Annotated in this window: 27 protein-coding genes; 14 read left to right on the forward strand and 13 right to left on the reverse strand. The window is 49.0% G+C overall.

Annotation, left to right across the window (positions count from 1 at the left end; genetic code table 11):
• The coding region (gap, locus tag Q0986_RS20835; protein WP_299415179.1) for a type I glyceraldehyde-3-phosphate dehydrogenase at nt 1–895 on the forward strand (895 nt) is incomplete at its 5' end.
• 141 nt (nt 896–1,036) lie between these two features.
• On the opposite strand, the gene Q0986_RS20840 is transcribed toward gap, so the two are convergent.
• Nucleotides 1,037–2,620, reverse strand: coding sequence for a photosystem II high light acclimation radical SAM protein (locus tag Q0986_RS20840; RefSeq protein ID WP_299415182.1), 1,584 nt, complete (start codon nt 2,618–2,620; stop codon nt 1,037–1,039).
• A gap of 334 nt (nt 2,621–2,954) precedes the next feature.
• Between Q0986_RS20840 and Q0986_RS20845 the strand changes: the two genes are divergently transcribed.
• Both Q0986_RS20845 and Q0986_RS20850 read left to right on the forward strand, forming a co-directional pair.
• Complete coding sequence (locus Q0986_RS20845; RefSeq protein WP_299415185.1) at nt 2,955–3,320, forward strand: DUF1830 domain-containing protein; 366 nt, start codon at nt 2,955–2,957, stop codon at nt 3,318–3,320.
• Between the two features lie 148 nt (nt 3,321–3,468).
• Nucleotides 3,469–5,142 (forward strand): cyclic nucleotide-binding domain-containing protein, encoded by a 1,674-nt coding sequence (locus Q0986_RS20850; protein ID WP_299415189.1) that lies wholly within the window; start codon nt 3,469–3,471, stop codon nt 5,140–5,142.
• A gap of 47 nt (nt 5,143–5,189) precedes the next feature.
• On the opposite strand, the gene Q0986_RS20855 is transcribed toward Q0986_RS20850, so the two are convergent.
• Entirely contained in the window at nt 5,190–6,068 is an 879-nt protein-coding gene (locus tag Q0986_RS20855) for a polysaccharide deacetylase family protein (RefSeq protein ID WP_299415193.1), read from the reverse strand.
• A 419-nt stretch (nt 6,069–6,487) separates the two neighbouring features.
• Here Q0986_RS20855 and Q0986_RS20860 point away from each other — a divergent pair, with 419 nt between their 5' ends.
• Together Q0986_RS20860 and Q0986_RS20865 are read left to right on the forward strand one after the other, a co-directional pair.
• Nucleotides 6,488–7,636 (forward strand): DUF5009 domain-containing protein, encoded by a 1,149-nt coding sequence (locus tag Q0986_RS20860; protein ID WP_299415196.1) that lies wholly within the window; start codon nt 6,488–6,490, stop codon nt 7,634–7,636.
• Between the two features lie 89 nt (nt 7,637–7,725).
• Nucleotides 7,726–8,913, forward strand: coding sequence for a hypothetical protein (locus Q0986_RS20865; protein WP_299415199.1), 1,188 nt, complete (start codon nt 7,726–7,728; stop codon nt 8,911–8,913).
• Here the strand turns inward: Q0986_RS20865 and Q0986_RS20870 are convergent.
• The 4 genes from Q0986_RS20870 to Q0986_RS20885 all read right to left on the reverse strand — a co-directional run bounded on the left by Q0986_RS20870 (nt 8,905) and on the right by Q0986_RS20885 (nt 12,111).
• Entirely contained in the window at nt 8,905–9,387 is a 483-nt protein-coding gene (locus Q0986_RS20870) for a nitrate reductase associated protein (protein ID WP_299415202.1), read from the reverse strand. The genes Q0986_RS20865 and Q0986_RS20870 overlap by 9 nt on opposite strands.
• 3 nt (nt 9,388–9,390) lie before the next feature.
• Nucleotides 9,391–10,050 carry a molybdenum cofactor guanylyltransferase gene (locus Q0986_RS20875; protein WP_299415205.1) on the reverse strand — a complete coding sequence of 220 codons (660 nt, stop codon included), beginning with the start codon at nt 10,048–10,050 and terminating at the stop codon, nt 9,391–9,393.
• Nucleotides 10,051–11,103 carry an anthranilate phosphoribosyltransferase family protein gene (locus tag Q0986_RS20880; RefSeq protein ID WP_299415208.1) on the reverse strand — a complete coding sequence of 351 codons (1,053 nt, stop codon included), beginning with the start codon at nt 11,101–11,103 and terminating at the stop codon, nt 10,051–10,053.
• A 78-nt stretch (nt 11,104–11,181) separates the two neighbouring features.
• Nucleotides 11,182–12,111, reverse strand: a complete 930-nt coding sequence (locus Q0986_RS20885; protein WP_299415211.1) for a LysR family transcriptional regulator — start codon at nt 12,109–12,111, stop codon at nt 11,182–11,184.
• A 231-nt stretch (nt 12,112–12,342) separates the two neighbouring features.
• On the opposite strand from Q0986_RS20885, the gene tpiA reads away from it, so the two are divergent.
• Together tpiA and Q0986_RS20895 are read left to right on the forward strand one after the other, a co-directional pair.
• Nucleotides 12,343–13,068 (forward strand): triose-phosphate isomerase, encoded by a 726-nt coding sequence (tpiA, locus tag Q0986_RS20890; protein ID WP_299415214.1) that lies wholly within the window; start codon nt 12,343–12,345, stop codon nt 13,066–13,068.
• Between the two features lie 119 nt (nt 13,069–13,187).
• On the forward strand, nt 13,188–13,760 hold the full coding sequence (locus tag Q0986_RS20895) for a hypothetical protein (protein WP_299415243.1): 573 nt from the start codon (nt 13,188–13,190) through the stop codon (nt 13,758–13,760).
• 40 nt (nt 13,761–13,800) lie between these two features.
• Here Q0986_RS20895 and Q0986_RS20900 read toward each other — a convergent pair whose 3' ends face one another.
• Nucleotides 13,801–15,594, reverse strand: a complete 1,794-nt coding sequence (locus Q0986_RS20900; protein ID WP_299415248.1) for an ABC transporter ATP-binding protein — start codon at nt 15,592–15,594, stop codon at nt 13,801–13,803.
• 340 nt (nt 15,595–15,934) lie between these two features.
• Here Q0986_RS20900 and Q0986_RS20905 point away from each other — a divergent pair, with 340 nt between their 5' ends.
• Nucleotides 15,935–16,537 carry a M23 family metallopeptidase gene (locus tag Q0986_RS20905; RefSeq protein ID WP_299415253.1) on the forward strand — a complete coding sequence of 201 codons (603 nt, stop codon included), beginning with the start codon at nt 15,935–15,937 and terminating at the stop codon, nt 16,535–16,537.
• A 34-nt stretch (nt 16,538–16,571) separates the two neighbouring features.
• Here the strand turns inward: Q0986_RS20905 and Q0986_RS20910 are convergent, their stop codons facing one another.
• The 5 genes from Q0986_RS20910 to Q0986_RS20930 form a co-directional block, all read right to left on the reverse strand.
• Nucleotides 16,572–16,832 carry a chlororespiratory reduction protein 7 gene (locus Q0986_RS20910; RefSeq protein ID WP_299415256.1) on the reverse strand — a complete coding sequence of 87 codons (261 nt, stop codon included), beginning with the start codon at nt 16,830–16,832 and terminating at the stop codon, nt 16,572–16,574.
• Nucleotides 16,833–16,837: 5 nt separating this feature from the next.
• Nucleotides 16,838–17,422 (reverse strand): tetratricopeptide repeat protein, encoded by a 585-nt coding sequence (locus tag Q0986_RS20915; protein WP_299415260.1) that lies wholly within the window; start codon nt 17,420–17,422, stop codon nt 16,838–16,840.
• Nucleotides 17,423–17,523: 101 nt separating this feature from the next.
• Nucleotides 17,524–17,817, reverse strand: coding sequence for a hypothetical protein (locus Q0986_RS20920; RefSeq protein WP_299415263.1), 294 nt, complete (start codon nt 17,815–17,817; stop codon nt 17,524–17,526).
• Between the two features lie 20 nt (nt 17,818–17,837).
• Complete coding sequence (locus Q0986_RS20925; RefSeq protein ID WP_366918646.1) at nt 17,838–18,428, reverse strand: DUF3177 family protein; 591 nt, start codon at nt 18,426–18,428, stop codon at nt 17,838–17,840.
• A 79-nt stretch (nt 18,429–18,507) separates the two neighbouring features.
• On the reverse strand, nt 18,508–18,960 hold the full coding sequence (locus Q0986_RS20930; protein WP_299415271.1) for a hypothetical protein: 453 nt from the start codon (nt 18,958–18,960) through the stop codon (nt 18,508–18,510).
• Nucleotides 18,961–19,164: 204 nt separating this feature from the next.
• On the opposite strand from Q0986_RS20930, the gene Q0986_RS20935 reads away from it, so the two are divergent.
• Together Q0986_RS20935 and Q0986_RS20940 are read left to right on the forward strand one after the other, a co-directional pair.
• On the forward strand, nt 19,165–19,500 hold the full coding sequence (locus Q0986_RS20935; protein ID WP_299415274.1) for a hypothetical protein: 336 nt from the start codon (nt 19,165–19,167) through the stop codon (nt 19,498–19,500).
• Nucleotides 19,501–19,717: 217 nt separating this feature from the next.
• Nucleotides 19,718–20,242, forward strand: coding sequence for a hypothetical protein (locus tag Q0986_RS20940; protein WP_299415277.1), 525 nt, complete (start codon nt 19,718–19,720; stop codon nt 20,240–20,242).
• Nucleotides 20,243–20,255: 13 nt separating this feature from the next.
• Here Q0986_RS20940 and Q0986_RS20945 read toward each other — a convergent pair whose 3' ends face one another.
• On the reverse strand, nt 20,256–20,750 hold the full coding sequence (locus tag Q0986_RS20945; RefSeq protein ID WP_299415280.1) for a hypothetical protein: 495 nt from the start codon (nt 20,748–20,750) through the stop codon (nt 20,256–20,258).
• Nucleotides 20,751–21,178: 428 nt separating this feature from the next.
• Between Q0986_RS20945 and Q0986_RS20950 the strand changes: the two genes are divergently transcribed.
• The 4 genes from Q0986_RS20950 to Q0986_RS20965 all read left to right on the forward strand — a co-directional run.
• Nucleotides 21,179–22,930, forward strand: coding sequence for a cytochrome c biogenesis protein ResB (locus tag Q0986_RS20950; RefSeq protein WP_299415283.1), 1,752 nt, complete (start codon nt 21,179–21,181; stop codon nt 22,928–22,930).
• A complete protein-coding gene (gene ccsA, locus Q0986_RS20955; protein WP_299415286.1) occupies nt 22,930–24,630 on the forward strand; it encodes a cytochrome c biogenesis protein CcsA in 1,701 nt (566 codons plus the stop codon). The genes Q0986_RS20950 and ccsA overlap by 1 nt, the downstream gene beginning before the upstream one ends.
• A 40-nt stretch (nt 24,631–24,670) precedes the next feature.
• Nucleotides 24,671–25,597, forward strand: a complete 927-nt coding sequence (locus Q0986_RS20960; protein WP_299415290.1) for a pentapeptide repeat-containing protein — start codon at nt 24,671–24,673, stop codon at nt 25,595–25,597.
• Between the two features lie 486 nt (nt 25,598–26,083).
• Nucleotides 26,084–26,621: globin domain-containing protein (locus Q0986_RS20965; protein WP_299415294.1), on the forward strand; the 538-nt coding region annotated here is incomplete at its 3' end.

Below are 26,621 nucleotides of genomic sequence, written 5' to 3' on the forward strand. Positions count from 1 at the left end.
TGACCCTAAAACAAATGCCCACCTGTTGACCTATGACTCCATGCTGGGTCGCTTAGATGCAGATATCAAAGCGGTTGATAACACTATCGTTGCCAACGGCAAGGTGATTAAGTGTGTCTCTGATCGTAATCCCTCCAATTTGCCCTGGGGCGATTGGGATATTGATATGGTGATCGAGTCCACGGGCGTTTTTGTCACCAAAGAAGGGGCTTCTAAGCATATAGAAGCAGGGGCGAAGAAAGTTTTAATCACCGCACCGGGTAAAGGTGGTGTGGGTATGTATGTGGTTGGGGTTAACCATGAAGACTATGATCCCAGCGAAGCGATTCTGAGTAACGCCAGTTGTACCACCAACTGTTTGGCTCCTGTGGTTAAAATTTTGCATGAGCAATTTGGTATTGTTCATGGTCTGATGACCACAACCCACAGCTATACGGGTGACCAACGCATTTTGGATGCGAGCCACCGAGATTTGCGCCGGGCTCGTGCTGCTGCAGTCAACATTGTGCCGACGTCTACGGGTGCTGCCAAAGCGGTGGGAACGGTTATTCCTGCCCTTGCCGGAAAGCTGAATGGTATTGCCTTGCGAGTTCCCACGCCTAACGTCTCTGTTTGTGACTTTGTGGCTCAAACTGAGAAGCCCGCGATTGCTGAATCAGTTAATGAGGTGATTAAGCAGGCTTCTGAAGGTTCCATGAAAGGCATCATTGCCTTCAACGAAGAGCCGTTGGTCTCCGGTGACTTTAAAGGTCATGACTGCTCCTCGATTGTCGATGGTTCTCTGACCATGGGCATGGGCGGTAATATGATTAAGGTTGTCGCTTGGTATGACAATGAGTGGGGCTACAGTCAGCGTGTGCTTGACCTAGCTGAGTATGTTGCCGAGAAGTGGTAAGCCCTTATCTCTGACCTCATGACTTGAGAGTTTAGCAAAACAAAACCCCTCACTTCTTTTCAAGATGAGGGGTTTTGCAATATGAGCGCTTTGTCAAATAACGACCTAGAACTCGTGATTTACCTGTGAGGGAAAGCCACCTTATCCCATCCGGCTAGCTGTTGCCAATGACCGTTTTTTTGGCTCAATCGTAGCAGTCAACGCTTCATTTAAGGGAGCACGACCAAACCGCTGTTCTAAGATATTCATCACCTCTCGCCCAAAATCATTGTGACTTTGCTTCCAAGCTTGGAGACACACTTCGCCAAACAGCGATCCCATCGGTTCAGGATTCCATAACAATTTCTTGGCGGTCCAGGGCATTAAGCTCATGGGATTGTAACCCGGCTTCAAGATCTTATTTTCGAAGGCATATTCTTCCAGGTGGGTGTGGGGCTGGAGGCCAATAAAGAAAATGGCGGGTTCAACCTTATCGGCTCCAAAAATTTTCTCTAGTTCTCGATGGTAAGCAATGGTCTGGCGAATGGTTTCTGGACGTTCGTCAATCACATTGAAGGAGTAGTTAACCGAGACTAGATCGTTAAAGCCTGCGACCTTGAGATCACGACAGTTTTGTAAAACCGTGCGGAGGTTGTATCCCATCCGCATTTTGCGAACTAGCTCTTGGGAGCCGCTAGTGATCCCAATCTCAAAATAATTCATCCCTGTTTTGACCATTAGATCGCAAAGTTCAGGGGTGAGATTATCTGCGCGAATATAAGCAGCCCAATGAATGTCGGTCAAACCGGCATCGATGATTTTTTGGAGTAACTCGATTGCATCGGGGATATAGCGACGAGCGGGGATAAATTGAGCGTCGGTAAACCAGAAGTTGCGGATGCCGCGATCGTAAAGCTGCTGCATTTCAGCAACGACTTCTTCAGCGGGGTTGACCCGGACTCGCTTGCCTTCAATAACGGTATAGACGCAATAGCAGCAGTTGTGGGGGCATCCCCGTTTAGTTTGCACCCCGACGTAGAAATCCTCGGACTCAAAATAATATTCGAACTCAGGCCAAATGTTGGCAATGTAAGGGTAATCACAGGCGGTTTTCTCGATCTCGGTGGGCCATTCGTGGATCATGCGATCGCGCGGATGATTCTCTCCCACCACGTAGCACCGCTCATCTCGAAATTCTTGGCCCCTCAGCAGCTTCTCTAGCAAGACCTCGCCTTCACCCACCGATACAATGGTCCCTTTTGGTAGCTGGGTGCCGAGCTGTTCATAAAAAACGCTGACTGCACCGCCCCCTACAACATTTTTTGCTTGCGGACGATATCGCTGTGCTCGTTTGAGCCCTCGTCTGATTAAGCCTGAATTTCTCCATAGTTCCGCATAATAGGCAACAAAAACTCTTAATCCGCCAAAGGCACCCTTTAACTTTGTCCAAGGATTCTTGCCGTAGTAGAGTTCAAAAGCATGTTGTAAGGGATTTCCGCCTCTGCCACCGACGGGAGCGTATATTTGAATATCTCGCCAAGAGAAAACGAGGAGATCAGGCTGAAAGTCATCAATACATCGATCGAGGGCAGGTTTGAAATCTAGCGGTGGGACAGTACCCAAGTCAAAAATCCGTTGCTCAGCTTGCGGCAAACACTTATGAATATGATCGGCAAGATAAACGACCCCAATGGGAAAAATTGGATTACAAGGTAGACGAATGTAGAGAATACGGGAGTGGTTCATCACGCCTTGAGAGAAGGTTAAGGTTTACGGTGAGTCATACCTTAGTTATATATCTTAATCATAGTACTGAGTTGACCTTGCAAGGTGATCTAAGCGACTTTCCTTCGTGATGTAGCCCCAACGATCCCAAAGAACTAAGCTAGAATTTCAACGTTTGATCCCGTGCGAAGTAACTCTGTTACTTCTAAAGAAAACATAAAGAAACCTTTTTTTATCCATGTTAGTTGATTTAAGTAACGATATTTACAGCCACCTGGGATCGAAGAATGTTAGCTTAAATTTGCGTTAAACACCTTAAATAAAAACCGCCATAAATCTTTTTTCGTGAGTTGCCATGCCACAAATCATCGACCCGCTTCCTCAAAACGATCCAGACTGCATTGTCTGCTGTTACGTCAACGCATCCAATAAAATCCAAGTCGCTCGGATTACCAATATTCCTAATTGGTATTTTGAACGGGTGGTCTTTCCTGGACAGCGTTTGATGTTTGAGTCGTTACCAGAGGCTCAATTGGAAATTCATACGGGAATGATGGCTAGTGCAATTTTGTCAGATACGATCCCTTGTTATCGCCTCCGCCTCCATCAAAGTGTGAGTGTTTCTCAACAATTTCTGAGGGAAGAGTCTGCTTCTAGTGCAGAAGGCAACCTAGAAACATCCAAAATGCTGGAGTTTCCTGAAGCGGCTAAGGTCTCCTAAATTTTGGGAACATCGCCACAAGACAGCTTAATCGCATAAAACTACATTAGGGGTGAGTCATGCTCACCCCTTTATGCTGTCAATAAAATTGAGGTGACTAACGCTGCTCCTGATTGATGTCCATTTCCTCAAAAGTTTATTCATCGTAGTGGGGATCCTAGGCGGGGCTGCGATCGCAGATTGGCTGATTGGTCGATGGGTGAAGCGACAACTCAGACAATCCCAGCGATCACGATTACCGGGTGCTCAGCTCTTGCAAAGCGCTTTACTCTTTGGATTGCGCCTGGGGATTTGGCTTGCTGCCTTTTACAACATCCTGATCCTGATTCCAGGACTACGAGGAGTTCGACGCTTATTTCTCCAAGGGGTTCGGGCATTGCCCGATAAACTCTGGGAATGGCTCAATACCCCTTTTTTCGATCTAGACCGAAAACCCATTTCCCTGGCGACCTTGTTAATCTTTGTCGTCACCACCTTATTGGTGTTTCTAGCCGCACGCTTATTAAGTCAGTGGCTGAGAAAACGGCTGCTGCCTCAGACTCGAATGGAACGAGGGGCACAGGCAGCGATCTCCACCCTCATCAGCTATACCCTGGCTATGATTGGGTTTGTGATCTTACTCCGTTCCTTCGGCTTAGATCTCAGTTCTCTAGCCGTGATTGCCGGGGTTTTGGGCATTGGCTTAGGATTTGGGCTGCAAGAACTGGCCAGCAATTTTGTCAGTGGTTTAACCCTATTACTAGAGCAGCAGCTCCGAGTCGGGGACTTTGTCGAAGTGGATGGTTTGCTCGGCACCATAGAGCGTATTTCCATTCGTTCTACGATTGTGCGCACGCAAGATCGCTTATTTGTCATTGTTCCTAATCAACGTTTTTTTGCCAAAAATGTGATCAACTGGACTTACCAAACCCCTGAAAGTCGGTTGCATATTCCGGTCAATATTGCCTATGGCAGCGATACCGTGTTAGTCACTGAAGCCTTGTTGATTGCAGCTCGGGCTGAGTCACGAGTCCTCAGTTATCCACCACCACAGGTTTGGTTTAAATCCTTTGGCGAGCATGCCTATGAATTTGAGGTATTGGTGTGGATCAATCAGCCTTATGATTATGAACCTATTACCAGTTCATTAAACTTCTTGATTGAGCAAGAACTGACACGGAAAGGCATTCATATTCCATTTCCCCAGAGAGATCTATGGTTGCGAAATCCTGATGCAGTCACGCAAACCTTACACCCTCAGGCTGGGGTTTCTTCGACGTCGGTTGCCCATTCTGACGAGCGCCCTGATCCCAAGCCAAAAGCGAGCGTCAAAATCACTAAAACCAGTACGTTACGCGTTCTCCTTCGCCAGGTCAGCTATTTTGAGAACTGCACCAATGCCCAGCTCAGAGTCTTGATTGAGCAAGGCTATCGAAAATTCTATGCCCCCGATCAAATTATTTTTAGAGAAAATGAGTCGGGTGAATCCTTTTATATGATCCTGTCAGGAAAGGTGGAGGTCTTTTCCGAAAAGTTAGCGCGCCGATTGGCAACCCTCTCCGTGGGTGATTTTTTTGGAGAAATCTCCTTACTGACAGGGGCACCGCGGACAGCGACCATGCGTGTGATTGAAGCAACAACCCTATTTGTAGTGGATCGCCAAGCCTTACAAAAGTTGCTGCAAAACCACACCGCACTGGCAGAGGAAATTGCCCAGTCTCTCTCACAACGGCAACAAGTATTAGAGGAGTTAGGATTAACGCCCATTGATCCCACAGACGCCACGGGCAATGATCCCTTGATTTGGATTCGGCGACGGATTCAAACGCTGTTTGGAATTTAGAGGATTGCCACAGCCAGGTATCGCCACCTCTGGTGAACCTCAAATCGTTACTGTTCCAATTTATCGGCCATATCCAACAGTTGAGGAACCGTCACAAATTGATAGCCTTGCTGTTTGAGTTGGGTAATGATGTGGGGCAGCGCTTGGATCATCAGCTGGCGATCGCCCCCACCATCATGCATCAGAACAATGCCGCCGGGGGTCGCATTTTGGATCACATTATTGACGGCCTGCTCCACTGTTCCTGAATAGGTGTCATCCACAGTCCACATCACGGTGGTCTGTCCTTGGGTCCGGGCATAAGCCACTAACCCATTGTCCAGATACCCTCCTGGCGGACGGAATAAGCGGGTTTTGAAACCCGTGTGTTTTTCAATCACTTGAGACGTTAATTGAATTTCGCGTTGAGCTAGTGCTGGAGAGTGATACCGATAGTGATGGCTCCAAGTATGATTGCCAATGGCATGACCGTCCTGAGCCACTCGCTTAAGTAAATCAGGGAAGCGGATAATGTTGCTCCCCAAGACAAAAAAGGTGGCGTTTACATCATGCGCTTGCAAGATATCCAACATCTTGGCGGTGGTCTGAGGCCAAGGACCATCATCAAAGGTCAGGGCAATCACTTTTTGTGAGGATGGCAACTGAACCCCATCAATGATCCGACCTTGAAACTGCTGAGACGGTTGATACTGACGGCGCTGTTGGCGATCGATGTCCTCAAGCGTTCTTAGGACCTGGCGAAATCCTGACGCTGTGTTCAGCAGACTCGTTTCCATAGCACGGGTCTGCGAGGGCAGATCCGCAGCAGCAATTTGATTCAAATAAGCTTGCAGGATCAGTGAGCTAATCCCCAAACTCAAACCGACCATCATCAGCCAGAGATATTGGCGGCTGATCCCATACAGTTTTAAATTTTTTCCCAGCATGACTGCCCCAACCGCAGACCTTCATAATTCCAAGCAGCAGAAAACGAGCCAGATTGAACGACGACCATAACGATAGGCCGCTCAAGATGGCTGGTATGCTTCCCTCAAACCAATTTTTCCCACAATCACTTTAGAAGTGACGTCTGCCTCGATTTGAGTAATATAAATTTCAATGGAAAACCCTACTTCTATCGTAGCTAGTGACGTTAGGAAGTGCCCAGCACTGAGCCGATTATTTCAATTTTTTTAAATATGATGATTGCGCTCTGATGCTGAAACGGCTGCAATCATGACATTGGCAGATGAGCCTTCTCTGAGAAACCCCAATACCAGGTTGCCCAATCGGTGGATCTGTCTAACGCTCTGCACAGGGGGAGCATTCCAGTTCACTATAGTGGAGACAGGCTACCCGATTTTTCATGACTTCTTTTCCCTCGTCTCGTTTGAGTTCTCTAGATGTATTTCGCGGGATCGCCATTGCTGGCATGCTGATGGTCAATACAGCTGGGATCGTCAAACAGTCCTATCCCCAACTGCAACATGCAGATTGGCATGGCTGGACTTTGGCTGATTTGGTGTTTCCCTTCTTTTTATTTGTATTGGGGGCCGCAATGGCCTTTTCCCTGGCTCGATACACCCAGACCTTCTCTCAACCCAAATTATCCGTTTATATCCGCATTCTGCGACGCAGCATCATTTTGTTTCTTTTAGGATTATTGCTGAATGGCTTTTGGGCCTATGACTTGAGTACGCTAAGGATTATGGGCGTTTTGCAGCGCATTAGTTTGACCTACCTGGCCTCAGCCGTGATTGTGCTCAAACTGCCTCGTAAAGGTCAGTGGGGCGTTACAGGTTTGCTACTGGTAGGCTATTGGCTGGCGTTGTCGTTTATCCCTATACCTGAGTTTGGGGCGGGCAACCTGACGCGCATCGGGAACTTTGGCGCTTATATGGATCGCATGATGATTGGTATAGCCCATTTATATCAAGGCGATCAGTTTAATGGGATGGGTGATCCAGAGGGGTTGTTTAGTACGTTACCTGCGATCGCAACCGTGCTTCTGGGCTATTTTACGGGGGATTGGCTCCGCCACCGCAGCAGCGGCCTCAAGCTCAGAACCAGTCGCCAAAGCCTCACGCTGCTGTTTTACGGGGGCATGAGTACAGGGCTGGGCCTCCTCTGGAATCTTTGGTTTCCCATCAACAAAAAACTGTGGACCAGTTCCTACGTACTGTTTACCGCAGGCATTTCTCTACTCTTGCTAGCCGCTTGTTATGAACTCATTGAAGTGCGTCGACGACGGCGATGGGGTAAGCCCTTTGAAATCTTAGGCCTCAACTCCATTGCCATCTTTGTTGCCTCCATATTAGTGCTCAAAACATTGGTTTTAACGCCTATCGGGTCGGGTGAGCAGGCCACTAATGCCTTTAACTGGCTACTCAAATCTCTCTTTCAGAGTTGGACCAGTATTCCCTTGGGGACTTTTTTATTTGCCTTGCTTACCCTGGGCTTTTGGTGGCTAGTGGCTTATTTCCTATATCGGCAGCACTGGTTTTTCAAAATTTAAGGCCCCCATGTTTTAGCGTCAGCTAGCCTCCTCCAGCGCCCGACAAAATTGCTATCGTAGATATTTACTCTCCATCATTACCGATGTCCATGCGCTTCAATTTCGCATATCTAGCAGGTGGCAAATTACATCTCAAGCTTGGTGAGTCTCCAGTCCGCACGATTAACAGCCAATTTGGGCAAGACGTGCAGGAACGAGCCCTCCGCAGTCAGCAGCGCAATGCTTGGAAAGACAAAAATCCCATGGCGGGTATGATTCCAACCGCTTTTCTCCAGCAAATGGAGACCAGGGGCGAAGCAAAGCTACCCGTAGCTATTCGGTCCGTCAGTCCCTGTCATCCCGGGCAATTGCTCTACACCTTAGCAGTCGGGGATGTCACCGGCGTGTTTACTCTAGATGCAGCCTTAGAAAAAGAGCAGCGTCTCTTTCACCATTCGGATTTTGCAGTTCAACATCTCAACGTTCATCCTCAACAACAGGAATTTGCCTGTACCGTGATGCACAAAGACGGAGCCGCCAATATTGCGGTTATGTCTATCAACGGAGCGAGACCCAGAGAAATTACTGCTGGCGATTCCATCGATCTTGCCCCCCATTGGATTCCAGGACCAACCAAGACGCTCGTTTTTCAGTCAGCGGGGATTGCCCGTAATCCAGAGGGTTTTGTATTGGAACAGAGTCCATTCACCATTGAAAAACTGGATTTCCAGTCTGGAGAAATGGTCACCCTGGCCGAAAATCCTAAATTTGATCTGCTGGCCCCTAAAATGACGGCCGATGGCTCGCTTTATTATATTCGCCGTCCTTATCAGCCCCGCCAACGTCGACTCAATATTTTGACGCTTTTCAAAGACGTACTCTTAATTCCCTTTCGCCTGATCCAAGCTCTCTATGAGTGGTTAAATCTGTTTACACAGTCCTATACCGGGAAGCCTTTAGTGAAGTCGGGGCCGCCTCAAGTACAAGCCAAGCAGGATCTTCTGATCTGGGGCAATCTGATCAATACGGGGGCTGAAGCAGAAAAGAATCGTCGCTTTGGCGATCAGGACTCTCCCGCCCTTGTGCCCCGTTCTTGGCAATTGATCTGTCAACGTCCTGAGGGTGAACTCCAGGTGATTGGAGAAGGGGTGATCTCCTACGATATTGATGCCCATGGTGGTGTGATTTATACCAATGGCAGTGCCATTTACGCGACCCATCCAGGCAGCGTGCCCAAACGGTTATTGCGCGATCGCCCCATTGAGCAGGTCGTGCTGGTGGCAGATGACTTACAGTAACTGGAATTCCTGTAAGGCGGGTAGGAAATTCTTATTTTCATGACTGGGCCGACTGAGCTTGATCAGAGCAAATCGCTGCAAGGGACTCAAACCTTGCCACTGTTGCAGACTGATCTCAACCTCATGCGTCTGTGCTTTCTCGACTAACGCTGGAGGGATGACCGCAGTGTCTAACCAAGGTGGATGCTCCTCGACCGGGATTTCGGCGGCATCCGTTTCAGTGTACATAAAGATCAAATCCTTAAGGAACTCCCGATAATCCTCAATTTCGTCTTCCGAGGTACAGGGTTGAAACGTAAATTGCTCTCGCTCCTCTTCGCTAAATTGGTTCCATTCCGCCAATTTTAGTTTGATTCCACAGGTGTCGAGCTTGAAGCGAACGATCATCGGAATGCAACGCAAATCCTCCACAAATTCTTCTTCAAAGTCAAAAAACAAGATATCGTCAGCAGGATGATTCGTGGACGTGGACATGCTTTATACCTCAGGTGGCGTTAAATCTTCAGGGGAGTTACAGTTCCAGAGCATGGCTGTAGCTGTGGCATCCAGGGCTATTTTCTGAGTCGTCAGGGTTGATAGCCAGGCTTGAAAGGATCGTCCCCCTTGCTTCAGGAAGGATCGCAGATCAGGATGGCTTTGAGCGTGATAGAACCCACACAGGGGTTCCCACCGACCCAAATGGTGAGGCACAACGGCCATCACTTCCTCATCCGGTAATAGGGTAATCCATCTTTGCAGAATTGTCGGGTTCAAGAGCGGCAAATCACACGCCAACAAGAGCAACCAAGTCGTCGAGATCTGCCTCAAGCCTTGCTCAAGCGCGACCAACGGCCCCTGCCCAGAGATAGACTCCAATAAAATATGGCACCCCTCTGGAAGTAGAAGCTGATATCTCTGAGGCCAAGGCGTTAAAACATACACCCTTGAGCAACTCTGAGCCGCAGCCTGACAAACGCGCTCTAGCAAGGGTATGCCCTGCCAATGTAGCAATGCTTTATCTGTTCCCATCCGCGAACTATTCCCACCTGCCAAAACAAGGGCTGTAACCCCGTGCTCAGAATAATGCGGGTCAGTGAAAGGAGGCTGATTCATCTCGGGTAGGGGCTTGCCTAGTTCTGGCAGCATCGAACGCTGCATCTAAAGTGCAGATAGCGTTTGCTGAACCTGCTGGAGCACTTGGTTGGCCGTACCCTGCAGCAGTAAATTTTCCGCGGCCTGAATCCCCTGCTCTAAACTGGAACTGCTGCCCACATGCCAGAGATAGAAGCCCGCATTCCACAACACGGCTGGCATTAATTCACCGCTTTGCCCTGTAAGAACGGCTTGAAATTGCTCTATTAAGGCTGCTGTCGAGTAATAGGGAACTTCAGGCCCCCCTAACTCGTAGTCTCCGGCCGATAAAATTAGTCGTTGCCAGTGGGGATCCTGTTCAGGACGATTGACCCCCAGGATGGCTTTGCGATCGCGCGGCAAATCACAGCTGCCCTCTAGCCCCTTCACCGTTGTGAACTCATGAATGCCTCGCAACGCCAACGCTTCTCGCATCATATTTTCGGTGGGAGGATGCACAAACCCAGAAATCAAAACGTGGTCGCCACCATAGGGATGCCAGAGCAGCTCCGTGGTGGCTAAGGGCGGGCGTTTACCCAACTGCTCCCTAAAGTCCACCAGCCCATGCGCTAACGGGAACTGTTCCGGTAAATAGACAAACCCCAGCCCACACTCCGATAACACTTGATGAATTTGAGTCAGCGATCGATGGGTCCAGTCCACCCCTAATCCCTGCCATAGATCAATCAGGGGGACCCCATACTTGGTGGGCATACAATCCCCCCCATGCAGCAATACAGGACAGCCAGAGGCTGCCAAAATTAAGGCAGTGATGGGTAAGACGGGCGCCGTTCGCGATCGGCCATCATAGGGGGCACTAAAAACCACAACCCGTTGCTGATCGGGTAAAGCCGGTAACGTCGGCCCTAAGCGCTCATAGGCATCTAAAAAACCTGCGAGTTCAGTGCCCGTGGGCCGCTTAATCCGATGAGCAATCAGGAATGCTCCAATTTGGGCTGGGGTTGCTTCCTGCTGCAACATCAACTCCAAGGCCGTTTGAGCCTCAATGCGACTTAGATCTTTACTCGTATGCCGTCCACTACCGACTTTTTTCAACAGTTCACGAAACGTCTGACTCATGGCGATTGACTGTGCCAATTCTAGAGTGAAGGCCGCCCCTGACGCTGTGCAGTAACCATTTTGCTAGTTTGGTCAGTGCTAAGGGACATTGGCAATGAAGGAATCATGAACCAAACGCCGGAAATTAGCAATAGGTGGAATTAACAATCGGTCTTGAGTGGTGACCATCACCACCTCCCGAGTCAGATTAAACTGAGGCGTCAGATCCTGGGCATCGGGAGCCGCGAGATCTCGAATCGCCAGAGAGGGATCACTTTGAGAGTCCACTAATGCCCCTCGGGGGAGGAGAGAAATCATTTCTCCTTGACGAATCACACCTCGAAAGGCATCTAGGGTATTGAGTTCGAGTACCGCTTTCAGTTCCAATCCCTGACGTTTGAACTGGTCCTGCACCAGCCGCTGCATGCCATACCCATCTTTGAACATAACCTGAGGAAATTGAGCTAACTCCGGCCAGGAAATCACAGGATGTGGCGCTAAAGGATGTTTGGCCGACATCAGCACTTGAATCGGCTCGTTATACAGCCAGTCCACCACGTTCTCAGACTGGCTCGTCAGCATCGGATTATTCATCACAATGGCTAAATCCACCAAACCATCTTGCAGCACTTTCAAAGAGCGATCGCTGCCCAAGGATGTGACCCGTAATTGCACGTCTGGATAGAGTTGGCAGAATTTCTGGAGGACGGGGGGTAAATAGTGCGCACAGACCGAATGAATCGCGGCGACACAAAGTTCCGGCTGTTTTCCAGCCCGGAGATCGTTGATCTCTTGCGTGGCATTTTGCCATTCGGTCAAGATCTTGCGGACATGGGGGAGCAGCTGATCCCCCGCTAAGGTGAGTTTGCTTTGAGCGCCTCGATGCAGTAGGGGGAGCCCTAATTCAGACTCTAGCCCTTGAATTTGTCGGCTAACTGTGGATTGGGTGACCCCACATTTTTTGGCCGCTTGCTGAAAACTTCCAGTTTGGGCCACGGATAAAAAGGCTTGCAGTTGCTCGAGCCGCATGAATATGTAGCTTAGATTACAGTCATGAAAAAACAGTAACGAATTTAGCCCTGCTATTCGGTAAGAAACGATACAACTTGGCTATTGTTTTTAGCGAAAGTGAATTCTCAAGGCCCGATCGAGCGCACCCATACGGTATTGACGGGGGTTCGACTGTCTCAGTCCTAGTCATGCGTCACCCAAGCCCTTACACTGAATAAGGCATTCACTTAAATTGAATTTAAATAAACCGTGCGAAAAATTGCGATCGCAGGCAACTGGAAGATGCATAAAACCCAGGCAGAAGCCCTGGAATTTTTACGTGCCTTTCTTCCCCTGCTAGAGAACACCCCCGACGATCGAGATGTTATTCTCTGTGCGCCTTTTACCACCTTAACAGCGCTGTCTAAGAACTTGCATGGCAGTCGGGTGCAGGTGGGGGCACAAAATATCCACTGGGAAGATACAGGGGCCTATACCGGTGAAATTTCAGGTCCCATGTTACTAGAAACTGGGGTGAGATATGTTGTCATTGGCCACAGCGAGCGCCGACAGTACTTTGGTGAGACAGATGCCACGGTTAACCAGCGGCTTAAGGCAGCCCAATCGCATCGGTTAACACCCATTTTATGTGTAGGCGAATCTAAAGCCCAACGCGATGCCCAGGAAACAGAAGCGGTGATCTTTGCGCAACTGGAGAAAGGTCTGGTTGGAGTTGATCAAAACAACTTAATTATTGCCTATGAACCGATTTGGGCGATTGGCACTGGCGACACCTGTGAGAGTAGTGAAGCGAACCGGGTGATTGGCTTAATTCGCTCTCGGTTAACCAATGCCAATGTCACGATTCAATATGGTGGGTCCGTCAAACCAGACAATGTAGATGAAATTATGGCTCAGCCAGAAATTGATGGCGCGCTCGTAGGCGGCGCAAGTTTGACAGGAGAGGGATTTGCCCGCATTGTCAATTATCAATAATCCCGAGTGACCCAGTGATTCAACGGTCTCGTTGCCCTCGGCAGCGCTGAACTCAGGGGCGAACTCTGGCTGATCCTAAGATACCGACAAGTTGAGATGGAATCGCTAGACTAAGGAATATGTCTAGAAAATCTATCCGCGCAACGCTGCTCAAATTAGGTGCAGGACTGACGGTGATCACGGTCCTGACTGCTATCGTTCTAGGACCTTCCCTGACGGTTCAGGGCGTACCTGTCTCGATTATTCTCAAATTCTTGCAGGATGAACCCGCCCGAGACGCCTATTTTTCAGAGAATAAGCAAGGCTTACATAATCGCCTCCAGGAACTGGGGGTGGAAGAAGAGATTAAGGCCTTTTATCGGCCGCAATTCTCCGATGAGACGGAGCTGGATCAACATATTCACCAGATCTTTTATGACGCCACCGGCTATGTGGGCAAAGCCTATCGGGTCAATGCGGCAGGGACACTGGTTTTGATTGACCGACACTATGAAAAATGGTATCCCTTGGCCTATCAAGCGGGTGTCGTGGTCGATAGTTTCTACGAAAATGACACCCACTATGTGGTGGGACCCGATGGCATTACGGCCCCCTATCGGCAAGTGGCCAAGGTGTTTCCCATTCGCACCCTCAAACAATTAATCGAATTGAAACCCGTAGAAGATTCGCTCCCCGAGGGTAATCAGCTCTAGAGTTCCATGGCCACCTATCTCCCACAGAGCGCCCTCCGCTCTACAAAAGCTGCGCTTCCAGTTTTTGCTGATTCCATAGGGTTTGGTACAAGCCGGGCTGTTGCACCAACTGATCATGCGTACCCATTTGGACAATTTCTCCGCGATCCATCACCAAAATCTGATCTGCGATCGCAGCCGCTGAAAGTTGATGGGAAATAAACACAACCGTCTTGCGCTGGGTGCCGCCGGACAAATTATTGAGAATATCCGTTGCCGTTTGATTATCCACACTTGAGAGGGCATCATCCAAAATCAAGACGGGAGCATCGACTAATAAAGCCCTGGATAGAGCCGTTCGTTGGCGTTGCCCTCCAGATAAGGTGATGCCTCGTTCCCCCACAATCGTTTGATATCGCTGGGGGAAGTTTAAGACCTCCTCATGAATTTGGGATTGCTTGGCGGCATATTCGACCTCTGAAGGATCACTGAGCGGATTGCCGTAGCGAATATTGTTTTTAAGGCTGGTGCTAAACAGAAAACTATCTTGAGGGACATAGGCAATGGCGGCTCTCAAATCTCGTAAATAGGCTTGCGTAATATCATGTCCATCCACAAACAGTTGCCCAGGGGCAATATCTAACAGCCGGGGAATGGCGTTTGCGAGGGTAGATTTACCCGAACCCACAGGTCCCACAATCGCCACCGTTTCACCCGGTTGAATCTGAAAATTGACCTGATTGAGCGAGGGTGTCGTTGCCCCTGGGTAAGTAAAGGTAAGATTTTTGGCTTGGAGGGCACCTTTAACCAGGTGCTTATCGAGGCGGATGGCCTGTTCTGGGCTGTGAATTTGAGGTTCCACCCCTAAAATTGCTTCGATCCGGTCAATACTGACCTCGCCCCGTTGATAGGCGGTAATGGTAAAGCCCAGCAGCGCCGTGGGAAAAATTAATTGCTCAACATAGAGCAGCAAAGCCACAAAATCTCCGACACTAATGCCGCCGGAGGGAATGGCCCGACTGCCCAGGGCCAACAGCACTAATAAACTGATGCTGGCCATGCCGCCCAACACCGGGAAGAGAATATTGCGCGTTTTGGCTAGTTTAAGATTCGCCTCTAGCAAGGCCTGGTTCAGGCGGTTAAAGGCGGTCTGTTCATTGGTCTCTTGGGCGTAGATCTTGATTAAGGAGATCCCACTCATGTCCTCTTGCACAAGCTCACTTAAATTCGAGAGGGACTGCTGGACCGCAAGTTGCTCATTGCGTAAACGATGGCTAAAGACTTGGACGAGGAGAAGAATCAGAGGATAAACTGCGATCGCAGCCAAACTCAGAACCGGATCAATGGCGAACATCACGGGTAAGCGCAACGCATAGGCAAATAGCGTATTGGCAAGACTGAGAACCGCAAAGCCAACGAGCCGACGAATATTATCGACATCACTGGTAGCTCGGTTGATTAAGTCACCCGCTGTATTGGTGGCAAAATAGGAGGGTTCTAGAGACAATAAATGCTCAAAAATTTTTTGTTTGAGATCAAATTCAACTTGACGCCCCGTTCCAAACAACAGAATGCGGGAGGCCATGCGAATACACCACATCAAAGAAGCCAGGCCGCCAATCAGTAAAATATTGGGCAGAATGGGGCCAAAGCTAGCAGCCACTTCTAATTCATCAGTGGCCTTAAAAACGACCTCCAAATCATCGATGACTGTACGGATTAAGAGCGGTAAGTAAGTCCCCAAGCTATTGACCGCAAATAGCGCCAAAATACCCAAGAGGACACTTCGCCAGTGGGGACGGAGATATTGGATAAGTTTGCGGAGTCGGGAATATTTGCCTGCGGTGTTTGCCATTGCTTCAGTCTAACCTTGTCAGGGTTTTCCTTACACAAGCGCAATCGCGTCATCAACAGCAGATAGGGCCAATGACGCCTGATCGACATTGCCCCTTGATTGAGAAGGATAAGGAACTAGAGTGGCAAAATGGCAGTCAAAGGGTTAGATCTTCCATCTGTACGAGACATCTCCATTGCAAGGTGTGATTCGTCATATGGAGTCAGTAATTTGATCCTGCATCATTGACAGATACTGGGCATGACGCTATAAGAGAATTCATGTTTTCTTTATTGTTTACGTTTATCACTGGGCCATTGTCAGCTGAACAAGTTGAGGTCATTAATACAGGAGTTCCGGAATGAATCGCAACCGCTGGTTATCTGTTGCTGGTGCAAGTTTAGTTGGGCTGAGTCTCGCCTCTGCTGTGGGTCAGCAGGCTGTGGGCAATCAGCCTCCCCAGGTTGCGGTAGGAACCTCCATTTGGCGCAATGGGTCTTTCCCTGTGGAGAATTTTCAGGGATATACCTCTCCCTTTGGCTATCGTTCTTCTCCGACGGGCGGATATTCGACCGAATTTCATACGGGTCTCGATTTTGCAGCGCCCAACGGTAGCTATATCCGCAATTGGTGGTCTGGCCGAGTGATTAGTGTCTCTGACCATACGGCCTGTGGCACCTCTGTGCGTGTGCAGTCGGGTTCTTGGGTCCATGTCTATTGTCACCTGAAAGGCCGCGTGGCCAGAGATGGTCAAGGTCGCTATATGGCGGATGGCGGGCTCAAAATTCGCCAAGGACAACGGGTACGCGCGGGCCAGCGGATTGGCCGGGTCGGCATGACCGGTCGGACAACAGGTCCCCATCTTCATTGGACGTTGAAGTATCGCGGTAAACTTGTTGATCCGGCGGCAGTCCTGCGAGCCATGCACAGCGCCCAACGCGGTACCCTAAGCAAGAACCTTTAAGCTCCCATAGTTAAGAACCTTTCCGGCCGTGCGCCTATTTCTCTAGGCGCACGACATACCACTGTAAAAATTGACTGGGTCCCACATCGAGTTCACAGGATGTCGCCATCAGATGCTGGGCTTGCGCGGTAATGGTGTCGATAGACTGCAAATCTGGGGGAAGATCGTCCTGTTGCGTGGACAGAACGGACTCCAGTTTAGTCAATAGCTCCGCAGCCGAAATCAGCTGTTCAGGCTGGTTGGTTTCTAGAACAACATACATCTCCTCGTCACTGTACATCAGGGAATCTGGCATCGGACTTACCCAGAGACGGCGACTTGTTTGCGGAGCGATCGGGACCGGCGCTTAGCCGTATCATTGTTCGGGTCTTGGGACAGAACCTGATCGTAAGTTTCCAAGGCTTGCCGGATCAGCTTTTTGCGCTCATAGGCATGGGCCAGATTGTTCATGGCCACGAAATAATTGGGTTTACTCTTGAGCGCTTCCTTGTAGTGGCGAATCGCTAAGTCAAATTGCTCTTGGCCAAAATAGGCATAGCCTAAGGCGTTGTATAAGGGGGCCAACGGTTCCATCGCCGTTGTGTCACCCTCCGCGTCCTCTTCGTCCTCCAGATCAGCGACAACACCCATTTCTGATTCTGCTGCTTTTAAGGCTTTTTTGAGTTGGCTGACCGCCTGCACAAACAGTTTTTTCCTGAGATAGATACTGCCCAGCTCGTAATATTCTTCGATCGAACCCTCTTCTTGTTTAAATTTGGCTTCTAGTTTAGAAATCTTCAGTTCATTTTTACGGGTTTTCAACACTTGGCGAAAAACGAACCAGCCCGCAAAACAAAGCAAGACTAAAAATAGTCCTAAATAGAGGGTGGCTAGAGAATTATCCATTTCACTCCGATTCCAACAGCGATCGCATACAGTCTTGATATTCTTCAGCCTATCAAACTCGCTGAGAATCTTGAACCCAACCGCTTAGCCTATGACCTTTCTTATAGACCTAGCTGAGTGAGTCGGGGTAAAAAGTCTGCCCAAGACAGCCTTTGCTGTAGATATTGAGGATGGGCGGGGTCATAGGGACCTTGTAAGCGATCAATCGCTACAATGGTGGCCCCCTCCGGCAAAATCGGCACCTCAACATCAAAGGCGGTGGGCCGCATTAGCGAACTGGAAACGCCGCGAAAAATGGCAATTTCATCGGGTTCTCCCTCAATCTCAGCTTTGACGATCAGCACTTCTTGAGGGCATTGCAGGGTGTATTGTTCTAATCGATGTTCAACAGTCATAGGCCCGATCGTCTTAGCACTTAATATCCTGTGGCAGACCGTCCCTGCTTCGAGAGGCGAAACAACAAGAAATAACCGAAGTAGAACCCATACAAAATCAACGCTAGGGTGGCTAAGATATTAATTCGCCCCACACCCGAGCTGCTATGGACAATCGCAGCAACGCCATAGGCGGGTTCTAACCAGATCTGGCATTGCGGGGCTGCGATCGCAGCTTTAGATCCAGCACAGCCCAAGGAAGGAGAAAGTCCTGTTGCCGAGACCAAACAGAACAGCGTCGTGGCCCACCGCCAGGTCGTTAAGGCCACTTTGAGCTTGCCTCGGCGATCATCAATTTCTTCATTCAGATCGACCCAAAACCAGAGACTGGCTGGAATCAAAAGCAATGCCACAAACAGCGTGATAAAGCTTAGCGGCACTTGAGCCATCATCAAGTACAGCGTGATCAGCAATAAACTCGCCACTCGCCAATACACCACTAACAGTCGACTAATGGGTTGGGCATTTTCAATAATGGCCCACACCAGCAGCCCCAGGGGAAAAAACACCAAAAAGACAAGCGCCAGACGACAGTCTGTCCACACTAGCGTTCGTAGCATTTGCAGGGACATAAATTCCTCAATTGTTGGTTCAGCATATCTACTCTACCCAGAATTGGTCTCGTGCCAGCCATTCTGTCGTGATTCCCCCTTAGGGTAAGGCGCGGGGTTGATACGACCACAATTCTTCGATGTGTTCCTCAATCTCGGAGGTCAGAGAGGTGAAAAAGATGCCCTCTTCCGCTTCTGGATGGTGGGTGAGCCATAGTCCACGCAGCACCACTTCAATATTGTCGTTAACCTCATCCGATCGTAATGGCTGTTCCGAAGGGGCTGATACGTCCGGCTCCATCGCACAGAGCGAAATGGCATCGCAATCGCCCTGTGCAAGCTCTGTAGCTAATCCCCGTAGTTCTGGGAGTGCAGAGGGGACCACCAGGGACACAAAACTCGGTTCCACATGAATCGGCTGCGCCGTTCGCACCGCCAGTAATACACGTCGATTGATCACATCTTCAAGGGGAGCCGTTACCGATTCTAAAATGGTGCCTTGTTTACTGTAGTTAAATTTCAGCAATGCCCTCAATCCCCACTTGTTTGACAAACCCCACTCCCTAAAATGCATTCAAGCCCTAAAATTGATTCGGAACAGACTATTTTTTAGGATTGACCGACCCTATTGGGGGCTATTCCTACCGCATCAGGACACTTTTGTCATTCACTTTTAACGTAATGCGGTGATCAGGTCAAATATACTACAATCGTAGTACAATTTAACCAGGCTGTTTCGATTATTGAGGAATTGTAAATGTCTATCACTCATTCCGTCCCTACCACTGAAATGCAAGTCACCAGCATTCGGTTGGAGCGAGAGTTGAAAGATAAGCTCAAGAATCTTTCAGGCCACCAAGGGTATCAGGCCCTGATTCGTGACATTCTCTGGAACTATGTTCAACAAAAGTCAGGCGATTTCACGCCTGCCATCGAACGCAGCCAAATCTCAGCTTTATTTCCCGCCACAGCTCAAGCTGAGATGCGTTGTGCATTAACGGGTAGGACCATTCACAGCCAAGAGGCCATCCAACTGGGCTTGACCGCAGAGGGAGTGATCATCCCGCTCAGCGTGGAAAGTGTATCGACATAGGTCGATTGAGCCTCTTGCATACGCTTAATCTCAGGGGATACCTCGCCCCCAGCAGAAGTATTAAGTAATTCTTCTAAGTCTGACGATATATGAACACAACCGCCAAAATCAGTCAGATCAGTGGGCACGCTACATAATAGAGCAACATTAATCCCAGGGTGTGCGTCTAACGGATGCGAAGGACGTCGATGGAATTAAGACGTTTGAGGTGCAAGGTATGCAAAAACGCAACGAGTGCAAGCGGTGGCAGCGATGTTCTCTGCCGCTCAAAGGGCTAATGGTGACGGTCTCGATCCTATTATCGGGTTGGCCTGCGATGCTCAAAGAGCGGCCTTCGGCCATCGCAAATCCTGCTAATTTTGCCAGTCTCAAATTAGCGCCAGGCTCTCGCTCCCAAACGGTGAAAGGATATGCAAAGGGGGCCATGGCGCTCCATCGAATTGTGGGAGAGCGAGACAGACAAAATAATTTGTGCTTAGGGTATGGTTCGCCGAGCCCCGATCATATGTTGGTGCTAAAGCAACGGGTAAATAAGCTCAAGCTCCAAGTCAATAGCCAACGGGATACCACCCTGCTGATTAAAGGTCCCGGCAATCGCCTCTATTGTGTGGATGATTCTGCTCAAGGTAAGGATGCCGGTTGGGTCGTCGATCGGCTGCCTGCGGGCAAATATGCGATCTGGGTAGGCTCCTTTGAGCGCGGCCAGCAATTTCGCTATACCGTCACCATGGAACAACTTTGACGCAGCCCCTGGTTTAAGGTTTGCACTGCACACCATGCTCTTGCAATGCTTTTAGAAACTCATCTGATTCATTAACTGGGTGAAAGTACAGTGCACCTTTGTAACATTCATTTTTATATCGGTATTTTTTTATTCGAATAATGACAGCAGGAGAAATCTTTTCTAATTTGGCACCGGCAACGTATTCCCAAGGAACCCACAGTTCAATGGGTTCATCTTGATGATCGCTGCCCTGCCCCCTAAGATAGGGCGCAACAACCACACCAAGGGGTAAAACATTGAGCCAAGTGGGAATGCCAGGCCAAACAACTCTTAGCAGAATTATCCCGAAAAAAGCCACAAAGAAGAGAATGAATAATAATGAGCTACTCACCTTTGGTGTATGTTTGAAGCCCTGAATGTTGAGACCATCGGATGTTAACTCACACTTTCCCAATCCAGTGATTTTGATCGGTACTTCGTCAGCCCCAATCACAGGTGGTTTAAAGGATCCCTCAAACACAGTCATAAACTACCCTCAGATATCTCAGGTTATGGATACGGTGGCATAATGTATCTCAATCAAGAGAAATCATGATGCGGTTGGAATGCTGATAAATAATCCGTTATTACAACCCATCCTTGAGGGAATCTCCATTACGCTTGTTGCGACATTTATACCACCAAAACTTAATCTTTTAGATATCGATGGATATGCATAACCTCAATCGTGGCTCAAAGTAGATTTTGGGGCCTTGTTATGAGCAGAATCGGACTTGCTAGGGCGAGTAGGCTTGGTGAAATCCTTGGAGTAAGTTTAATCCTTTTTTTGCATAAAAGTTATGTGGTTTAACCATAATTGATGCTTTTGCCCTATTCCATTTGATACATCCACTACATTTTCTACAGGCTGATTCAGACTAAATGGGGACAGGTTCTTGATGATCTGAGGTCTGAATGTTCACCAAACTTGTCCGCTTTTTGGGGTCCATTAAACTGGCGGTACCCGTACTGGGTGCGATCGCAAGTATTTTAATCTGGGCCACCTTTTACGAAAGTAAAGTTGGATCGCTGGTGGTTCAACAGCAGATCTATAAGAGTCCTTGGTTTGGAGCCTTGATGTTTCTGCTTGCGGTCAATTTGGGCGTCTCTACCCTGTCCCGTTATCCCTGGCGAGGGGCACGAAAAGTGGGTTTTGCCCTGACTCACTTGGGGTTGATTGTGCTGATTGCCGGTTCTGCGGCGGTGATTCACTTGGGTGTGGAAGGACTATTGCTGGTGCGCACCGATCAGCCTGCCAACCATTTGGTGCGGGTCGAGGGTGAACTCCTGGAAGTAATGGACGATCAAGGCCAAGTTCAGCAGGTGGCGGTGATGGTGACACCGGATAAAGTCATTTCACCCCACCAATTTGCTGGGTTGACCTTGCTAGATTACGACGAAAATTCTGTTGAAACTGTTGAGTATCGAGCAGGAGACACTACAGATAGCCCTGCCGTCCGGTTGGTATTGAGTAGCGATCGCATGGGTCAAACCTTCGATCAGTGGTTATCGCCCGCTGCTGAAATGGTGGATTTAGGGCCAGCTCAACTGGAACTGCGGCAAGCTGCCAATCAAACCGACCTCCAACAGCTATTAGCCGATCCAGCTCAAAGGCAAGCCCGCCAATCTGGAACCCTACTGATGAAGGTGGGAGACGTAGATACCCCACTGGCCATTGATGACTTACGCCGCCAGGATGCCGTCATCAATGATATCCAGGTTCACTTACTGAACGTGTGGCCTGATTTTCGCTTGGGTGACCAGAATCAGCCGATCACGGCGTCTCAGGATTGGCTGAATCCAGCCGTAGAAGTAGAAGTAACTCAGGCCGATCTGCAAGAACGCTGGTTTGTCTTTGCTCAGGCCGGACCTATCTTGGCGGGGGATGAAGCTTTACTGGGTTTGGAATGGGAATATCAAGTTCCGCCTTCCCCGGCTAGCGATTACTTCCGAGTCGTTATTGCCAATCAAAAGCTATATTATGCAGCCCGCTCCTCCCAGTCTTTTACCTCAGGGCCTTTGGTGATAGATCAAATGATTCAGCCGGGCTGGGCAGATTTTAAAATCACCCTGGCAGACTGGCTTCCCCATGGGAAGCGGCTCCAAGAGCGCCTACCCGCTCCACCTGGCGTTGAAGGAGTTCCGGCGTTGCAAGTGGCCTCAGCGGATGGGCAGCAATGGCTGACCTGGGGAGAATCAACACTGATTGCCGATGGTTCGCATCCCAAAATGGCAGCCTTTGGTCCCCGCATGCTGGCCTTACCCTTCCAGGTGGGTTTGGATGATTTTATCGTTGAACGGAATGAAGGTAGCGAGTCGGTGGCCATGTGGACCAGCCAAATCCGCATCGAAAATCTGCAGGGAGACTCTACTCAACAGCGGTCGGTCTGGATGAATCATCCCACTTGGTACCAGGGATGGAAAATTGCCCAAGCCTCCTGGAATCCTGGCGATTTGAACCAGTCCACGCTGCAAATTAAACGCGAACCCCTGTGGGTGACCGCGCTGACCTGGAGTGGGGCCTTACTCACTGTATTGGGTATTGGTGTGATGTTCTATGGCCCTACCCTATGGAAAAAACGGCCTGTCTCAGTAGCGCTGGAGAAACCCACTAAGCCTATTGCTGCTGAACCCGCCCCCCTACCCCTTGCTACCCAGGATGGATAATGACTCAATTAAAATTTCTATGGGGACTCTGTCTCGCTTGCTTGCTGATAGTCACCCCTTTCAGTCAATGGCAACCCACGGCCCAAATGTCGGTTGACACACTGGCTGTGCAACTAGATGGCCGCAAAAAACCCTTAGATACAGTGGCGAGGGAAACAGTTGCCACTATTCATGGCTCCTCGCGTTATCAGCTGGCGAGGGGTGATATCTTAAATGCCTCCCAAACCTATTGGTCTTTGTGGCTCAACAGCCGGGACTGGAATGACGAGCCCTTTGTGTTGGTCAACTATCGCCCCCTCAAGGCCCAATTGGGACTGCCCTTAGAGCAAAAGCACTTTAGTTTTTCTACCCTGATTAATTCTGATTTAGGTCTGATCTTGGAACAGGCCCATACCAAACAGCTACAAGAGCAACCCCTGACACGGGATGAACGAGAAGCCTTGACCCTCGAAGATCGCCTTAATTTGATGTTGGATACGGTTGGCAGCCAAACTTTACCTTTGGTGCCTCATCCCATGGACATCAAAGGAACTTGGGTCGGGATTGCGGAAGCTGAACAGCTTTATCCCTCTGAAGTGGCGGCCAAGATTCAGACTCAGTTTGAGCAGCTCAACCAGCAGTATCAAGTCCAGGGGGATGATTTAGAGTCTTTGGCAGAGCCTATAGCCTTATTGCAACAGGCCTTAGCAGACTTAAGTCCTGAGATTTATCCAGCGATGGCCACATTGCAAAGGGAAGTCTTTTTCAATCACTTCCATCCTTTTGGAAAAGCTTGGAAACTTTATGGGATAGCATTCCTGAGCCTCCTCATCAGTCAACTCATTCCCCACCTCAATTTGTATTGGACAGGTATGGGAACCTTCCTTGGGGGGATTTTGGTCCAAGCCTTTGGCTTTAGCCTCCGCATGCAAATTGCAGGCCGTCCACCCGTTACCAATATGTATGAATCTGTGGTTTGGGTCGGCTTTGGGATTGCCGCCTTAGCCTTTTGCTTTGAACTTCAAACCCGGGCCCGTTCTTATCTGTACGCGGCGGCTCCCCTTACCGTCGTGTGCCTACTGTTGGCTGATAGTTTACCTGCCGTTTTGGACCCCAGCATTGAGCCCTTAGTGCCTGTGTTACGGGATAACTTTTGGCTCAGTATCCATGTCCCCACCATCACTCTTAGCTATGCCAGCTTCGCCTTGGCCATGGGATTAGGACATCTGGCCTTGGTGCAATATTGGCGATATCCCCAGGGAGGGGCAACCGCAAGCGCCCTGTCCCGGCTTAATACCCGCGTGATTCAAGTGGGGATATTGCTGCTAACGACAGGCATTATTTTGGGCGGCATTTGGGCACATTTTTCCTGGGGGCGATTTTGGGGTTGGGATCCAAAAGAGACCTGGGCTTTAATTGCCTTGCTTTGCTATTTAGCGCCTGTTCATGGCCGTTTAGCGGGCTGGTTAGGACAATTTGGCATGAATGTTGCCAGTGTCTTAGCGTTTAATGCCGTACTGATGGCTTGGTATGGCGTTAATTTTGTGCTGGGAACGGGACTGCATAGTTATGGATTCGGAACTGGGGGGTCGGCAGTGCTGATTGCTGGTTTGGCCGGCATGGATAGCTTATTCGTGCTGGCAACCCTTCTCCGCTATCGTTCTCAGCAGCATCGCAGTGCTTCCCCCTCGGTGCCTGAAGTGCAAACCGCTGATGCTTAGTGCTGTCCCACCTTATATACACCAATTGGAAACCTAATCGATGGCTGTTCTTACACCGGAAGAGGTGCAAACGAAAGTTCAACAGGGCATTTCTTTAAAAGGAGCAGAACTTAGCAATATCGATTTGCAAGGATGCTGTCTGGATGATGGCCACTTTCCCCAAGCATATCTGCGGGTGGCTAATTTATCTGGAGTCTCCTGTAATCGCGCTGACTTTACGGAAGCGATCTTAATCTTTGCGACCCTGACAGGAATTAGCCTCCAGGATGCTTTCCTCACGGAAGCCCAATTTACCTCTGCGCGCCTTGACTCGGCTAATTTGATGGGGATTCATGGGGTTAAGCTCAAGCTCCATGGTGCCCATTTAAATCAAGCCAATGCGGCCACCGCCATCTTGGAGTCGGTGGATTTAGCAGAAGCCACTGGCCAATATGCCTCCTTCCGAGATGCCATTTTAATCAGGGCAGACCTGTCTCAGGGTGATTTCAAGGGGGCTAACTTCAGCCGGGCTAAGCTCAATGACGCCAATATGAGTCAGGCTCAATTTCCTGAAGCCATTTTTGCCCATGCCCGTCTAGAACGCTCTCGCTTTGTACAGTCCGATTTACAAAAGGCGGATTTTACAGGGGCTGATTTAATTGGCAGTCACTTTGACCAAGCCAATCTAATGGAAGCCCAACTCCTAGAAGCCAGTTTAGATCACGTGTTCTTGGGGCAGGCTTGTATGCGCGACGCCCTCTTGAACCATGCTTCTTTCTATAGTGCTCATTTAGAACAGGCGGACTTAACCGGAGCAAAAGTAGAGCATACAGATTTTCGGGATGCCAATTTGGAAAAAACTCAACTTTTGAATGTTGATTTTTCCAACAGCATTGTTTCAGGGGCTATGTTTACCGATGCGGAAGGGCTGTCCAGTGAGCAAAAATTACTACTACGAAAACGAGGTGCGTTGAACATTCCTAAATAATGTATATTTCTATACTATTTACTAGCTTTATTTGTATTAGGTAAAAATACACTTAATTATGCTATTTATGCATTAATTCTATGCGTTTTTTGTTGTGTCAATCTCGTCATTTGTATTAATTGATACGACCTTCTGAATCATTATTTTTTACCTTTGAATGCATATTTTGATTTTGCAGCTTAATGCTGTTTAGGAATGTCAAGGTATTTATGCATAATCGTCTTGGGTGAAGGCGTTATAGCTGTCTTCAATCCGCCTATGATGCGGAAGGGTTGGCGTAAACTGGTGTTGTAAAAGTCTATTCTAGAAATACATAATCAGCCTCACTTTGCCTATTTAGGCCCAAGCAAAAAATCTCTAAAGATGAGTGCTAATTTATCTACACTTATCGAGTTTTCAACTCCTTTTGTAGTCCTTGAAGGCAGCTTTTTGAGGCAATTGAATTTTAACTAGCCTCGAAATTTAATATCTCCAATAGGTAAATCTATGGCCTTACAAGTCGAACTCCTTGAAAGTAGCTTTGAGCAAATAAAACCTCAATCTAGTGAATTTGTTACAAGTTTTTATAACCATTTATTCACGGATTACCCAGAGGCTAAACCTCTTTTTGAGGGGACTGACATGAAAAAGCAAGGGGTCAAGCTCTTGCAATCGCTCGTGTTAGTGATTGAAAATCTACGCCAACCCGATACGTTAAGCAATGCTCTAAAAGGTCTGGGGGCTCGGCATGTCCAATATGGGGCCTTGCCCGAGCATTACCCATTGGTGGGGGCAACCTTACTCAAAACCTTTGAAGAATACCTAGGGAATGCATGGACCCAGGAGGTTCAAACGGCCTGGGTAGACGCTTATGGTGCCATTACCACCATCATGCTAGACGGTGCCGAGTATTCAGAGGCAGATGTCCAGCTCAAACCAGACGCTGCAGCTCCACCTGCTGATTCTGGCTTGCAAGTTGAGCTATTGGAAACAAGCTTTGCTCAAGTCAAGCCCGTGGCCAATGAGTTTTCGGATCGCTTTTATG

Origin of the sequence: Acaryochloris sp. IP29b_bin.148 (assembly GCF_028285565.1) — a bacterium.
In the GTDB taxonomy this organism is placed as follows: domain Bacteria; phylum Cyanobacteriota; class Cyanobacteriia; order Thermosynechococcales; family Thermosynechococcaceae; genus Acaryochloris.

What these genes read in the sequence shown, in the direction of transcription:
- Q0986_RS20870 (WP_299415202.1), bottom strand. Translation starts at nt 9,387, where the DNA reads ATGTCCACGTCCACGAATCATCCTGCTGACGATATCTTGTTTTTTGAC.
- Q0986_RS20950 (WP_299415283.1), top strand. Translation starts at nt 21,179, where the DNA reads ATGTTCACCAAACTTGTCCGCTTTTTGGGGTCCATTAAACTGGCGGTA.
- Q0986_RS20940 (WP_299415277.1), top strand. Translation starts at nt 19,718, where the DNA reads ATGCAAAAACGCAACGAGTGCAAGCGGTGGCAGCGATGTTCTCTGCCG.
- Q0986_RS20915 (WP_299415260.1), bottom strand. Translation starts at nt 17,422, where the DNA reads ATGGATAATTCTCTAGCCACCCTCTATTTAGGACTATTTTTAGTCTTG.
- Q0986_RS20900 (WP_299415248.1), bottom strand. Translation starts at nt 15,594, where the DNA reads ATGGCAAACACCGCAGGCAAATATTCCCGACTCCGCAAACTTATCCAA.
- Q0986_RS20910 (WP_299415256.1), bottom strand. Translation starts at nt 16,832, where the DNA reads ATGCCAGATTCCCTGATGTACAGTGACGAGGAGATGTATGTTGTTCTA.
- ccsA (WP_299415286.1), top strand. Translation starts at nt 22,930, where the DNA reads ATGACTCAATTAAAATTTCTATGGGGACTCTGTCTCGCTTGCTTGCTG.
- Q0986_RS20840 (WP_299415182.1), bottom strand. Translation starts at nt 2,620, where the DNA reads ATGAACCACTCCCGTATTCTCTACATTCGTCTACCTTGTAATCCAATT.
- Q0986_RS20925 (WP_366918646.1), bottom strand. Translation starts at nt 18,428, where the DNA reads ATGTCCCTGCAAATGCTACGAACGCTAGTGTGGACAGACTGTCGTCTG.
- Q0986_RS20855 (WP_299415193.1), bottom strand. Translation starts at nt 6,068, where the DNA reads ATGCTGGGAAAAAATTTAAAACTGTATGGGATCAGCCGCCAATATCTC.
- Q0986_RS20960 (WP_299415290.1), top strand. Translation starts at nt 24,671, where the DNA reads ATGGCTGTTCTTACACCGGAAGAGGTGCAAACGAAAGTTCAACAGGGC.
- Q0986_RS20920 (WP_299415263.1), bottom strand. Translation starts at nt 17,817, where the DNA reads ATGACTGTTGAACATCGATTAGAACAATACACCCTGCAATGCCCTCAA.
- Q0986_RS20875 (WP_299415205.1), bottom strand. Translation starts at nt 10,050, where the DNA reads ATGCAGCGTTCGATGCTGCCAGAACTAGGCAAGCCCCTACCCGAGATG.
- Q0986_RS20880 (WP_299415208.1), bottom strand. Translation starts at nt 11,103, where the DNA reads ATGAGTCAGACGTTTCGTGAACTGTTGAAAAAAGTCGGTAGTGGACGG.
- Q0986_RS20885 (WP_299415211.1), bottom strand. Translation starts at nt 12,111, where the DNA reads ATGCGGCTCGAGCAACTGCAAGCCTTTTTATCCGTGGCCCAAACTGGA.
- Q0986_RS20895 (WP_299415243.1), top strand. Translation starts at nt 13,188, where the DNA reads ATGTCTAGAAAATCTATCCGCGCAACGCTGCTCAAATTAGGTGCAGGA.
- Q0986_RS20845 (WP_299415185.1), top strand. Translation starts at nt 2,955, where the DNA reads ATGCCACAAATCATCGACCCGCTTCCTCAAAACGATCCAGACTGCATT.
- Q0986_RS20935 (WP_299415274.1), top strand. Translation starts at nt 19,165, where the DNA reads ATGTCTATCACTCATTCCGTCCCTACCACTGAAATGCAAGTCACCAGC.
- Q0986_RS20945 (WP_299415280.1), bottom strand. Translation starts at nt 20,750, where the DNA reads ATGACTGTGTTTGAGGGATCCTTTAAACCACCTGTGATTGGGGCTGAC.
- Q0986_RS20865 (WP_299415199.1), top strand. Translation starts at nt 7,726, where the DNA reads ATGCGCTTCAATTTCGCATATCTAGCAGGTGGCAAATTACATCTCAAG.
- Q0986_RS20860 (WP_299415196.1), top strand. Translation starts at nt 6,488, where the DNA reads ATGACTTCTTTTCCCTCGTCTCGTTTGAGTTCTCTAGATGTATTTCGC.
- Q0986_RS20905 (WP_299415253.1), top strand. Translation starts at nt 15,935, where the DNA reads ATGAATCGCAACCGCTGGTTATCTGTTGCTGGTGCAAGTTTAGTTGGG.